11 protein-coding genes and 1 pseudogene are annotated in these 13472 nt (G+C 43.5%); 4 read left to right on the top strand and 8 right to left on the bottom strand.

Translation table 11 applies throughout. The features are described 5' to 3' along the window. Positions 1-99: 99 nt before the first annotated feature. From H171_RS17820 to H171_RS17840, 5 genes and pseudogenes are all read right to left on the bottom strand, one after another. Positions 100-294: pseudogene (locus H171_RS17820) on the bottom strand (family 1 glycosylhydrolase); the annotation flags it as partial. A gap of 60 nt (positions 295-354) precedes the next feature. Beyond that, positions 355-900: a rubrerythrin gene (gene rbr, locus H171_RS17825; protein ID WP_100306332.1), complete on the bottom strand. Its 546-nt coding sequence runs from the start codon at positions 898-900 to the stop codon at positions 355-357. A gap of 144 nt (positions 901-1044) precedes the next feature. Next, positions 1045-1548, bottom strand: coding sequence for a hypothetical protein (locus H171_RS17830; RefSeq protein WP_100306333.1), 504 nt, complete (start codon positions 1546-1548; stop codon positions 1045-1047). A gap of 448 nt (positions 1549-1996) precedes the next feature. Next, complete coding sequence (locus H171_RS17835) at positions 1997-2221, bottom strand: sporulation initiation factor Spo0A (RefSeq protein ID WP_100306334.1); 225 nt, start codon at positions 2219-2221, stop codon at positions 1997-1999. Positions 2222-2528: 307 nt separating this feature from the next. Continuing rightward, positions 2529-4469: a diguanylate cyclase domain-containing protein gene (locus H171_RS17840; protein ID WP_100306335.1), complete on the bottom strand. Its 1941-nt coding sequence runs from the start codon at positions 4467-4469 to the stop codon at positions 2529-2531. A 316-nt stretch (positions 4470-4785) separates the two neighbouring features. Here H171_RS17840 and H171_RS17845 point away from each other — a divergent pair, with 316 nt between their 5' ends. After that, a complete protein-coding gene (locus tag H171_RS17845) occupies positions 4786-6291 on the top strand; it encodes an arylsulfotransferase family protein (protein ID WP_207655203.1) in 1506 nt (501 codons plus the stop codon). 166 nt (positions 6292-6457) lie between these two features. Here the strand turns inward: H171_RS17845 and H171_RS17850 are convergent, their stop codons facing one another. Continuing rightward, on the bottom strand, positions 6458-7915 hold the full coding sequence (locus H171_RS17850) for a sodium:solute symporter family protein (RefSeq protein WP_100306336.1): 1458 nt from the start codon (positions 7913-7915) through the stop codon (positions 6458-6460). A 177-nt stretch (positions 7916-8092) separates the two neighbouring features. On the opposite strand from H171_RS17850, the gene H171_RS17855 reads away from it, so the two are divergent. Further along, positions 8093-8800, top strand: coding sequence for a LytR/AlgR family response regulator transcription factor (locus tag H171_RS17855; protein WP_100306337.1), 708 nt, complete (start codon positions 8093-8095; stop codon positions 8798-8800). 7 nt (positions 8801-8807) lie between these two features. Continuing rightward, entirely contained in the window at positions 8808-10112 is a 1305-nt protein-coding gene (locus tag H171_RS17860; RefSeq protein WP_100306338.1) for a GHKL domain-containing protein, read from the top strand. Positions 10113-10218: 106 nt separating this feature from the next. Here the strand turns inward: H171_RS17860 and H171_RS17865 are convergent, their stop codons facing one another. Both H171_RS17865 and H171_RS17870 read right to left on the bottom strand, forming a co-directional pair. Beyond that, positions 10219-11139, bottom strand: coding sequence for a BadF/BadG/BcrA/BcrD ATPase family protein (locus H171_RS17865; protein ID WP_100306339.1), 921 nt, complete (start codon positions 11137-11139; stop codon positions 10219-10221). A gap of 14 nt (positions 11140-11153) precedes the next feature. After that, positions 11154-12224 carry an SIS domain-containing protein gene (locus H171_RS17870; RefSeq protein ID WP_100306340.1) on the bottom strand — a complete coding sequence of 357 codons (1071 nt, stop codon included), beginning with the start codon at positions 12222-12224 and terminating at the stop codon, positions 11154-11156. Between the two features lie 95 nt (positions 12225-12319). On the opposite strand from H171_RS17870, the gene H171_RS17875 reads away from it, so the two are divergent. Continuing rightward, entirely contained in the window at positions 12320-13471 is a 1152-nt protein-coding gene (locus tag H171_RS17875; RefSeq protein WP_157803183.1) for an ROK family transcriptional regulator, read from the top strand. Position 13472 lies beyond the last annotated feature (1 nt).

Raw genomic sequence — 13472 nt, forward strand, 5'->3', positions numbered from 1 at the left:
AAAAGAGGACATCTTAAAGTTCCTGATTCATACAGAAACTTAAAATGTCCTCTTCCTTACTCAGTCTTTTAATGAAGCAGGGAAATCATCCCTGTTATTTTAATCCAGTTCCTCTTCGTTGGTTTCAATTACCTTCTTATACCATTCAAAGGATTTCTTTTTCCTTCTGGATAAATCTCCGGTTCCATCATCATATTTTTCTACGTAGATGAACCCATAGCGCTTTGCCATTTCTCCGGTGGAAGCGCTGACCAGATCAATGTAGCTCCATGGGGGATACCCCATCTGATTGATGTGCTTTGGCTATAAACTTTCACGCCCGTATGCGCACTGGTTGGATAAATTGTCTATTACTTAATAGTTCTCCGCGTGGATCTCGAAGTAGCTCTGCGGATGGTTGCAGGTCGGGCATACATCTGGGGCCTTGGCTCCAACCAAGATATGACCGCAGTTGCGGCACTCCCACACCTTAACTTCGCTCTTGGCAAAGACCTCCGCTATCTCCACATTGTGCAGCAGAGCGCGGTAGCGTTCTTCATGGTGTTTCTCCACCGCAGCTACGAGACGGAAACGCGCCGCAAGATTTGTAAATCCTTCTTCCTCGGCAGTCTTGGCGAATCCGTTGTACATATCCGTCCACTCGTAGTTTTCACCCTCGGCAGCAGAAAGCAGATTTTCTTCAGTATCGCCGATGCCTTCGAGTTCTTTGAACCAAAGCTTTGCGTGCTCCTTTTCGTTGTCTGCTGTTTTTAGGAACAGCGCGGCGATCTGCTCAAAGCCCTGCTTCTTAGCGACAGAGGCAAAGTAGGTATATTTGTTTCTCGCCTGAGACTCACCGGCAAACGCCTCCATCAGGTTTTTCTCGGTTTGTGTTCCTGCATACTTGTTGGTCTTGTTCATAGGCCATTTTCCGTTCTCTTTTTGATTTTAATGTTGATAAAATTATTATATATCACTTTCCGTTCCAACTTCGTTCTTATTGCGTTCCTCTATCGTTCCAATTATTTTTTACAATTTTTCGACCCAGTGGCCCAATTCCGTATTTTACGTTCTTACGGTAATCTCTTTTATCATGCGCATCAGTTCTAAAGCACTTCGGAATGCTACATAATTTCTTGATGTCAGCCTGCCGGCCACTATTCCCTGCATACTGGCATTCTGGCGATGTTCTATTTTGACAATCAATGTTTCTTTCGCATGAATCGCACGGGTACTTAAGGTCATAATATCCTGCAGCTGAATTTTTGCCTTTACTGGTATTTTGTTTTTTCCCTTAGTTCTGCGTGCATATTCTTCGGACATTTTTTTATTAAGAAACCTTGGATTAGTGGAAGGCTGGGGAGTTCCGACCCAGTCGCATATTTCATCCAGTTTAAGCATTAAATCGCCCATATTGGAAAACTGCACAGGTCCGTCTATGTAGCAGTTAAGAATTTCACCATATAAATTTCCTTCTTTTTTTCCATGAAAACAAATGAGCATCGTACTGACCCGGTCTGTTACAGTCATGCTGCGGCAGATGTTCTGCATTTCTTCGCTTTTTATCATAGATTTATTATCCCCTTTTCTATCGTGCTTTGTAGGTCTTCTTTATAGAAAGGGAAAGCAAAGGATATGCACACTTTCCCTTTCCAGCAGATGAAAGTTGCAGTTTTATATTGTTCTAGAAGTATATTGGCATAAATATTTCAACATGCAATAATGTATGGTTCCTGTATTTGTCATTTTCAAAATACTCACAAAGTAGTAAGCATGATCCGCCATAAAGTAATTTCTTTACTTATAACTGGAAACATCTACTACACACCCTTATCCTAGACCACCGTAAGACTAGAGCCCGGCACATTGTTTTCTACCCCAGTATAGAGTGCCATATTTTCACAATGCTCAATGAGATCTAAAGATAACTTGCAGTAAGTTTGCCACGGATCCTGTTTCGTATTGATAACTAGTAGCATTAAAACCACCTACTACAGGTAAGGCTGCACCAATCTGCTCAGGTTTTTTGCTTTGCTTCGTCCGCCAGAAGGCTTAGAACTTCTTCAGCTGTGGGGATGCGGCCATCTGGAAAGAGCTCCCGCCATTTCGCTTGCACTGCTGGATCTGGATTGCTCATCCCCGTCTGGATCGCATGGTCGATTTCCATGCGTACCTCTTCGATGTTAGTTCCGTTTCTGGCCGCTACCTGCTTTAAAGTTTTAGTCACCTTTTGTTTTCTCATGTTGTTATCCTCCTGGCTATCTGTTTTGATACTCTTTCCCATGATTGTGAATTAAGTATATAATAAACAGTGTTCCAGATCCGTTCCACAGGCGTTCCTAAACCGTTCTTGTTTTGATTAATTAAAAAGAAAAAAGGCTCATCTGCAGTGTGCAAACGGCCCGCTTAGTTTAACTGTGTATCATTTGAAATATTCAAAAGCTTATGAAATGAAGCAAAAAAGGAGAGGATGCGCACGCAACCTCCCTCTATAATCTGATAGACTTAAGAATTCTACCACTCTTAGAAAATAATTTATATGGTACATATTATTCACCGCGCAAGGAGTTTAATTCAGGGAATGTAAATTCTCCCCAACTATAATTCATCATATAAACTCCTTTAAATAGATGGGCATACTCTGCTTTTCCGGATAAATAATTATACAAGTCACAGCTCACCAGTCCGGTATTGAGTCTTCTTAACCCTTTTTTCGACTCTACCAATTCTTCCAGATGATATTCCTTTAAGGTATTTCGAAGCAACATAAATACTTTTCTGCAACGCGCAAAGGTAGTCTGGTTGGCTTCTTCGCCTTCCCACAAACATGCAATGATTTCACCGGGAGATACGAAACCTCTGCGCCGGTCCACCAATAAGGCCAGCAACTCCTTTGCTTTTGGGTTTGGTATTAGAATCGCCTCCCCATTGTGGAATAGGTCAAAATAGCCAAATGTACGGATATAGAGTCCAGTATCAGACTGGCTTGGTTTTTCTATAGGTGTAACCATTGAACTTGCAGCTATGTTCTGCATTTGTTCATGGTAGATCACATATCTATTACGTCCGTTTAGTTTTGCGTGGTAAAGCGCGATGTCCGCCTTTTCGTAGAGCGTTTGAAAATTATCTCCATGTTTTGGGAATAATGCAATTCCAGCGCTCATGGAAACTTTAATTCCATGCTTTAATTCCCGGTAAATCGCTGCAATAATGATGCGAAGTCGCTCTTTGACGGATTCAAGATCTGAACTGTCATTGACATAAATTGCAAATTCATCTCCACCAATACGTGCAACCATATCTTCCGGCTCTATAACAAGTTTCAACGTTTTTGCAATATCTTTTAATACCTTGTCCCCGTAAGCATGACCCAGCACGTCATTGATCTGACCAAAACCATCGACATCCAACATGATCAGAGCACGACAAATCCCATCCATCGTTATTGCACATTTTTCTTGAATCTTATCCATAAGTGCGGCCCGGTTGTAAATCTCCGTCACCGGATCGAATTGAGCTCGCTCCACTAGCTTCAGCGCCGATTCGTGTTCCTGGGTCACATCACGACAGGACAGCCATATGTTGACACACGCGTTATAAGGGTCACGGAGCAGTTGGTACAGAATACGTACCCATGTTTGTTTTCCGTTGAAGTAGAGGGGGAATTCCAAAACATCATGGCTCACGCCATGAGAAAATGCGTCCCAAAGGACAGTTCTAGAAAAACTATTCAGAAAGGATTCCCGGTAGGAGGGAAGAATATCCTGCCCGAACCGTTGGATCGCTTCCGTATAAGAGGCCGTAAGTGCCTCTCGGTAGCAATCTGGAACTACTCCGTCACTTGATTCAAAAGAATCCTTAGTTAGATTATATTCAATATTGAGAACGACCTTGCGGGTCCCTACCTCCAGCTTTTGTTTTCCCACCCGCATAAAATCACGAAAGCGTTGAGCTGCCAATACCTTATCACGTATTTCCGTGATATCCTTACAAAAAATGATAGCGTAAAGCGGAACCCGATTTTGATCAAAGGCAATTACGTATGTGCAGTGATACCATTGCCAGCTCTTGTTCTCTCTTTTAATTTTAATATTAATCTCACCTTTTGGGATCCCATTGCACATCTTATCTAAGAAGAGTCCCATTTCTTCTATATTTTCTTCTGCCACCAGTTTGGAATCCCGAAGTTGCCTCATTGTAAGCTTACCAGACACACTAGAAAAGAATTCTCGTGCCACAGCCCCTATAGGTTCAAAATGATCGCTACAAAAGTCGTACTTTGCAATCACAGTACTCACATTATTGAGAACTCCCTGCAATAGCAGAGACGATTCTTTCAGAACAGAGATAAAATCGTCTACAGTCAAATCGCTCATTGGTGGGACATCATAATTCAGCAGCTTCATCAGCTGAATGATTTCAAACTGAATTTCTGAGACATCTTTTGGTGAAAGATGCTCTCTGGTATTCCAAATATGTTTATCTTCCATACAGCCACCTTTCTCTACGACGCCAGCGTTCCAAAAAATTGATTCCAGCGTTCTAATTGTTAACTATTATATATAATTACTAAATAAAATTCTATATTTTCAACCAAAAAAATACAAATGGAAGTAATGTATGCAGTACTGGATTTGCTGTAGAATCTACCAAAGAAAGCCCCATTTGACCTTTATCCACAAAATGATCCGCTGTGACATTCTATCTTCACAATCATAGGATGGTACAACCAGGACAGCACTTAATGCTTCTGCATAACCTGGCATATGGTCCTGGAGGTTGTATCCGAGAGGAGGACACACAGCAATGGAGGAACGGTATTTCGAAGCAGGACAAAAGATTAAAAAAGCAACTTCAAACCGTCAGGTGTGGAACTTTCATTCCGCCCCCTGCCTTCACCCAATGAAGGTCAAGATTAATGTAGACAGACCCGGAACCGCTCCTGGTTATCTGTTTGTAGCACCATATACGGGGTTTGGAGAAACTTTGGTCGGACAAACGGGGTCCCTAATTATGGATCAGACCGGCGATCCGGTCTGGTTCCGGCCCCTTAAAAGCCGGTATCTGCAGAACACTGACTTTAAGGTACAAAGATATAAAGGAAAACCAGTTCTCACGATGTGGCAGGGCACTATTTCCGGTACCCAGACCGAAAATCCAAACCTGCCTGACGGAGATCCGGAACCGGGCGCTTATTTTCAGATATTAGACCAGAATTATAAGGTGATTAAAAAACTTAAGGCAAAGAAAGGGTTTACCTCAGATGTTCACGAATTTACAATCACGAAACGCAATACTGCATTATTTACCGCAGTAAAGCAGGTACCTGCAGATTTAACCAGATATGGCGGTCCGGCAGACGGTTATATAGACAATTACTCCATTCAGGAGGTTGATCCCGAAACCGGAAAGCTTCTGTTCTTCTGGGATGTTCTGGCACACGTCGATCCGGCTGATTCCATGCTGCCGGCTTCCTCTGCATTGGAATCCAATAACATTTGGGATTGCTATCACGTAAATTCCGCTGAGGAGGGATCGAACGGTACACTATTGATCAGCATGCGAAACATGTGGGCCATTTACCAGATCAATAAGCAAACAGGAGAAATTCTATGGCAGATGGGAGGAAAAAGGAGCGATTTTACCTTCGGTCCAAACGCAACATTTTCATGGCAGCATGACGCCCGCTACCGGACCAACGACAGAATCAGTTTGTTCGACGATGCCTGCTGCGCTTCATCTAGTTCCCCTCCAGATAATGTGGCGCGGGGCCTGATTCTTCATCTGGATTTTCATGACATGACGGCAACCGTATCAAGAACCTATTACCATGATCCGCTTTTGTTCGTCGCAAGCCAGGGAAATGTACAGCAATTGCCTGACTGCAATCAGCTGGTAGGGTGGGGACAGGAATCCTATCTCTCAGAGTTTAAATATGCAGGCAACACGGTTGCTGATCCATCGGTGAATTTTATTTACGATATGGAGTATCCCGGAGATAACATCTCTTACCGTGCATTCAAATATTGTTGGAAGGGGACACCTGCCTGCCCGCCTGATATAGCCGTTCACTTATCCCCTCCCAATGCAGTTGTGTATGCCTCTTGGAATGGTTCCACAGAAACAGACGCCTGGCGGGTGCTCTCCGGCCCTGACCCGGATTCACTGGACATTGATATTTGCAGCACCCCCCGTACAGGATTCGAAACAAAAATAATCGTACCGTCTTTGGAACCATATTTTCAGGTGAAGGCATTGGATGCCAACGGCAAAATAATAGGAAAGTCAGAGATTGTCTGCCTGGATTATTAGTTTTAGTCTTAAACTTACACTAATCTTCAAATGATAGTACCTTTACGCAAAAAGCAGGTAGGCTGCGAAATAGTTTCGCAGCCTACCTTTCCCTGTTTAAATTCTATTATTCAATTTAACCTATCCATTCACCTATTAATAAATAGTTGTTTGCTTAAAAGGATAATCAGTCATCTTCCTCTGGGATCAGTTCTGTAGTCTCCTCCTTAGGCGGCATGGCAAAGGAGAAAATAATAAAACAGATTAATGCAGCAATGAGCCCTGGTATAATAGGCTGGCTGAACTTGATCCCAAACAGCATGCCTTTGGAAATATGCTCCAGATATACGACAACGATAGTTCCTGCTATCAGAGAGGCGATGGTTCCTGCCGATGACGCCTTTTTCCAGTAGTGTCCCATAACATAGGGAAAGAAGGAGCCCGCCGCCCGAAGGGTAAAGCAAAACATAAGGATGGAAACGATACTCTGGGTATTAAATAAAGCAATCAGCATGGATGCCACACCTACCAGACACATGACGATCTTTGTAACTCTCATAACAGACTGGCTGGAAGCATCCGGCTTTAGAACTGCCTTGTAAATATCGTTGGAAAAGATTGATCCCGCCCCCAGTAAGTCGGAATCGGAGCTGGACATAGTAGCCGAAATAATGCCGGAAAATAAAAGTCCGCAGACAACAGCCGGCATCGTATTGATCGCAAGGATGGGAAGTGCATAGCGGGCTCCTACCTCTGCAAACTGCTCAGAGCTGAATTTCCCCATATTCATTAATGCCAGGGTAATAATACCGAGAATTGTGGGAATAAACGCATAGATGAAATTAATAAGTGCTGCCAGCCAGGCCCCTCCTCTTGCAGCCTTCTCATCTCTTGCGGCGTAAAATCGTGATACTGCCTCCTGTCCCACGGAAAACGTAGCGGTGTACATGATAATAAGAGAAATAATCCCAAATAAATCATAACCCTGGAACATGCTTAACGTCCCTTCCGGAATATTAGCTGTCACATTGCTCCAGCCCCCCGCATACCGGAGTGCAAAAGGAACCGCTATAATCATACCGATAACAATCAGGAACACCTGGACAAAGTCAGTCAAAGTAACGCTCCATAAACCTCCCATTATGGAATAAACCGTTACCACCACCGCTACGATGATGACTGCCACCTGATAATCAATACCAAGCATGGTAGACAATATGACCGCAGAAGCAATGAACTGCCCAGCCGTAAGCCCAACCAAAGGAAGAAGCATGATAATAGCCGTGATTATGCCACAGGTCTTATTGTAACGTCTCCGGAAATATTCCGGTACGGTCTTAACAGTTGCCGCCCTGAACCGCGGTGCAACAAAGCTTAAAATGGAAAATGCAATTCCCATCGTGATTATGTACCAGGCTGCACTGAGTCCAAAGCCTGACATCCCGTTCTGTACCACTCCAAGTGAGCTTCCGCCCCCAATTTCCGTGGCGGCCAGTGTTCCGGCCATAAGCAGCGGCCCAAGACGGCGGCCCGCCACCAGAAAATCTGTGTTAGACGAAATCTTGGTGGATGAATACCATCCGATCCACAGCATGAGCAGCAGATAAACGATAACAATGGCAGTTACAACTACATTTGCTCCCATATAAACCCCTCCTGTTTTCTGTATGAAAATTCTTTTGTAAATCCAGTTTAACATACTCACCAGCCCGGTCACACATCCGATTCTGTCAATTACCCACCAAATATGCAGATTCCTTCTCTTGTCTTGACTTCTGCCGGAAATCTAAATACAATGGAATGAGATCGGAGGGACTTTTCTATGCTGCGAATTGCCGTCTGTGACGACAGCAGAGAAGACAGGAAGACAATTCTTGACTTTGTATGCGACTACTATAAAAAGCTTGATATGGATGCTCAGATTGATGACTTTGAAACTGCCGGAAAGTTACTTTCCGCAGAGGAGACTTATGACATCTATCTGTTAGATGTCTTTATGCCAGACATGACCGGCATAGAAACAGCCAAACGCCTGCTTAAAAAGAACGAAGCTCCAGTAATCATATTTATCACTTCTTCTTTGGAATCCGCCGTGGACGGTTACAGGGTCAGCGCCGCAGGCTTCGTCTTAAAACCTTTAATCCAACAGGATTTCGAGGAAACCTTAAGGCGGGTTATGGAACAACATTTCAAATCCAGGGAATCCTCTATTTCCATAGTACATAACCGGGTCCCCATGGAGCTGAAGCTAAGCCGGATCCTGTATTTTGAAAACAGGCTGCACCGGGTCTACATTATCCTTAGAAACGGAGATATCCTTTCCATCCACCAAAAGCTTAATGAGCTTCAGGAAGAATTAAAGCCTCAGACCTGTTTTCTACGGTGCCACCAAAGCTATATCGTAAATCTAAACTATGTAGAAACCCTGGGACCTATGGGGTTTTTGATGATAAACGGACAGTCTGTTCCCGTTTCCCGCAATTTTTACAAAGAATGCAAGCAAGTTTACTACCATTTTCAATTAAAGTGAGGCCGACATGAATGAAGCAGCATGTAACGTTGTACTGAATCTGATCAATCTTGCAGTCCGCATGATGCCTATTTTTGTTTGTCTGGAACCAAAGAGAAAGAACCGTGAAAACATTGCGGCTGTTTCCGCATATCTCTGGGTCATCATGGTTTCCCTCCAATCCCTGTTTCAAATCAGGGAACCAATTTTTCTCATTGTCCAGGGGATATTTTCCTGCCTCTTTTTTCTTCTGCTCCTCATATTTTTTAACGGGGAATTGATGAAAAAAGTATTTCTCTACTTATCTGCCTGGCTTTTTGCAGTTCTGTCCATGTCATTAAATGAGTTTGCCGCCTCGGTTCTTGGGAGATCCATATTCCTTTCCTATAGCCAGATCTGCGTCATTGTCTCTCTCCTGTCTGCCTGCGGTTTCTATATCTTTGTCCGCTACTGGCTGAAAGACATGACCAGCCAGCTGTTCATTCAGCTGTCCAAACGTTCCAACCTGCTCCTGACCGCCTATCCGGCTATTTCCCTTGCCATTTCCCTGTTTGGCACCTCCACCATTTTCTCCAGAGAATCCCTGACGAAAAGAGGGTTTGAAGACGTTGTATTTTATCTTGCATTCTGCACTATGATCCTTGTTCTTTATGTCATGACTCTAGCCGGTACCCTGGAGGCTGTTTCAAGAAAAAAGACGGAGGAAGAACTTTTATTTGCAAGACAGTTGATTGGAAAACAGAGGGATCATTATAACCAGATGCTGGAACATGCCGAGGAGCTTCGGATTATCCGTCATGATTTCAGACACCACATCCACGCCCTTCTCAATATGGACAGGAATGAGCAGAGGAAATACCTCCTTGACTTAAATAAAGAACTGGACACCTCAAGGGAACAAATTTACTGCGAAAACCCTGCCGTCAATCAGATCCTGCAGGAATATGGAATCCGCTGCCAGGAAAACCAGATTGAATTTGTGGCAGGCCTGGATATATCCGCCCATATCCCCATTGATGATCTGACCCTTTGCATTGTCATTGGAAACTTGCTGGAAAACTCCATGGAAGCCTCTATGAAGCTAAAGGAGAACCGCTTTATCCATTTACAGGCAAGGTGGATGCAGGATCACCTGATGATGCTGGCGGAGAATTCCTATAACGGCCAGATCAAAGAAAGCGGGGGGAAACTTTTATCCAGCAAGCAGGATGGCGGCCTGGGACTTTTAAGCATACGCAGGATATTAAACCGGCCTGGTGATGATTTTGACGTGTACTTCAATGAAACCATCTTTACTGCCATGGTAAATATCATGGGCCGTTCCGGTATTTAATTGATATAAAAAATTAAAATATAAGCATGAAAAATTACGGGAAAGACTGATATTTTTCATGCTTATTTTATCACTTAAATTATAATATGGAAAATACGCCAGTAATTTAACGTTTCGCTAATTCCAAAGCTGTATCCAGTGCGGACAGTTCAGGAATTTTAATGATAATCTTTGGAAATTCATGATCAATGATCTGAGACAATTCAGCCCCCATTATCTTATTATTTAACAGCACACTTCCCCAGAACCATAATTCTACGGGTTTTTCTCCCTTATACTTATGAAGCCCGGCTTTATGATAAACATCTCTGACAAGGGCAAACAGCTCATCCCTGCACTCCCTGATGATCTTTAATCCCGCTTCCTCTCCCATAATACAGGCCTTTTCTGCAAGAATTGAATAGGAGGCAATTTCCGCCTTCTCCATCAGCCTGTCATTAACAAAAACATTTATCTCATCCAATGTTGTTAAGCCGCTTTTCTCTGCAAATAACTGATACAGAACAGGACAGTTCTGCCTTCCGTCAATATGACTGGCCGCTTCTTTTATTACTTTCATTCCCATATGAAAGCCGCTTCCCTCGTCACTGAGCACATGACCCCAGCCACCACAGCGTATAATCTCACCGGACCCCCCTCTGGCAAATGCAATGGAACCGGTGCCGCTTATCAGTACAATTGCCGGTCCTGAGGACATATGAAGAAAAATCTCACAATCATTATGGACTGCTATGCTTTCCTGTTTAAACCCCATTTCTGTAAAAGATCTTCTGCATTCCTCTTCCTGCCTTTTGGAATCAATTCCGCTGGCAGCAATGCAAATCCGTATACAATCTTCTGCTTTTAAGTGATTTTCTTTCAGAACCGGCAGAATAAACTTACGGTACTTTTCATTGCATAGCTCAAACCCATCTGTATTCATGGTACCTCCCGTACCATAAAACTCTCCTATGACATTGCCCTCAGCAGATTCAATCTTCATTCGCGCCACAGATCCGCCTATGTCTAAACCAGCATAGTATTTCATTATACCCTCCTAAATTATGCCTTTGTGTTCATTACCCGGTAAAAATCATGAAATTTGGGGGTATCACATTCAATGCATTTTCGTTCTGATCCATAAACACTCATGATCTGAAAAGCGAGCAGAGCCTGGAACATGGAAAAGTAAGGTTCTTTGCTTCCGGACAGATTTAAAATATGACTGCCGCTCTCAAAGTCCAGGGAGGTTATGACAAAATTAATACAGCCCTTTTCCCTGGAATATCTCTCTAAGACTGCCATACGTTCTGAATTATGTGGCCCTGCAGGCAAAAACAGATTGCAAAGTCCAGGCTCAATGGTGTTATTAATTCCATGCAAATACTCCTCAAATTCATAAGCCGCAGCAGGTACATACAAAGTTTCCAGGATTTTAAGAGCCCCCTCCTGGACCGTATGATATCCTGCCTCCTCTGATATCAGGGTAAAATGCTGCATGGACGCTAGCAGGTCTTCATTTCTTTTGCAAAATTCTATGGCTGCCTCTATATTGGAAGGCGCTGCCTTTATGGATTTATTTATTTCAGCCAGGAAATGATGATACTGTTCTTCCTCCACCCGGTTCCAGCACTGCCCCAGTACCAGACCCATGAAGGATAGAGTTAAAACCGTTCCAGTCATTCCTTTGGTCTTAGGCCCTACAGTTTCTTCCCCGCATGCGATAAGCTGATGAAGGTTTCCTTGTAAAGCGACAGGTGACTTGGGATCAGATGTTACAGTTATAACTGTAAATCCATGTTCTCTCCATTCTTTTACTGCCGATATGGTCGAAGTACTTTTTCCTGACTGGGATACCGCTATGACCAGAGTATCTTCAGGCTTCAAAACCTTTATAAAACCATTTAAACGGGTAGGTACTGCTGCAGTTGTTTCAATCCCAAGAATCTTCTCCATAAAGTCTGCCGCTGCCATTGATGCAATGTAAGAGCTGCCTGAACCAATGATCAGAATCCGATTTACAGGGTTTAATTCACATTCCTTCAGTTCCCGGAAAATATCCTCTCTTTCCTCTGCCATTCTTGCCCATATTGCGGGTTGTTCCTTAATGTATTCCATCATTTTCTGTGCCATGTGTTCCTCCTTGTAGAAAGCTGAAAAGCGTTTGACTGACTGTAGTTCTAATGCTATGATTCTAGTATAATGATACCGCAGAAGGGAGCTTCGCCTTGAACCAATACATGCCAAGATATCTTAAAACCAAAAACCGTATGATGATTTTTGACTTATTCCGAAACCAGCAACTTATGAGCCGGGCAGAATTGGTCCGTATTACAGGCATCAGCTTTCCCACTGTTTCAAAAATTGTAGATAAACTGCTGGAGCTGGGCATTGTCATTGAGTTAGAAGAGACAGAGCAAAGCTCCGGAGCTGGGCGGAAGGGCCATCTCCTTAAGTTTAACCCTAGAGCCTGTTATGCCATTGGCATTGAATTTGAAGGCCAGGTTGTTCATCTGGGACTGGTTGATATGCTGGGCACCTGCCAGTACTGCAGATCTATTTATCTACCCGCTCAGAATCATACCCTGAAATTATCTAAGCTGACAAAAGAAATCAATACCTTAATGACCCTGGCTGACAATGACCACATTCCGGTTTTGGGTATTGGAATCGGTTTTCCTGCTATGATAAATCCCGAGACAAACAGCATTATTCATATGTCAGGAATGAATATTGATCATGAAGTTCCATTTGTAGAAGCATTTTCGGAATTTGCCTCAACTTTGACAGTTCCATTTTTTCTTGACAATGATGTTAAGTTTGCCTGTCAGGGAGAGGCCTTCTTACGCCGTAAGAATCCGGAATACCAGGATCTCATATATTTCACCCTGGGTACAGGCTGTGGTGTCAGCTATATGATGAATGGGGAGCTGTGGTACGGCGCCACACATAAATCCGGAGAGATCGGAAACATGATGATCAGCTCCTGCCAGATACCGGGAACAGAGGTGCCTGAACCAACTCCGTTTGAGCAGTTAATTAACTTAAATGCCATATATAAGCATTTTCAGATCAGTCTCCAGCAGAATCCTGGCCTGCCGGAGTCCATACGGGAAGATATCATTAATTATCTCTGCCCCTATTTAAGCTTTACCCTGTCCAACATATCCTATCTTTTGGATATCCAGCATTGTGTACTCACAGGAATTGTACCTCTTGCTTTAGGAGAGGGCTTGCTGCAGAAAATACAGAATACGCTCCGCACTACCCTGACACAAAACACCCTCCTGATTGAGCCTTCCATCAGCCGTGACGCAGGCATTATCGGCGCTGCTGTCACAGTGTTTAACAAACGTCTGGAGGCTCTGTTCAAGGATTAAT

Source organism: [Clostridium] celerecrescens 18A (assembly GCF_002797975.1).
Classification (GTDB): domain Bacteria; phylum Bacillota; class Clostridia; order Lachnospirales; family Lachnospiraceae; genus Lacrimispora; species Lacrimispora celerecrescens.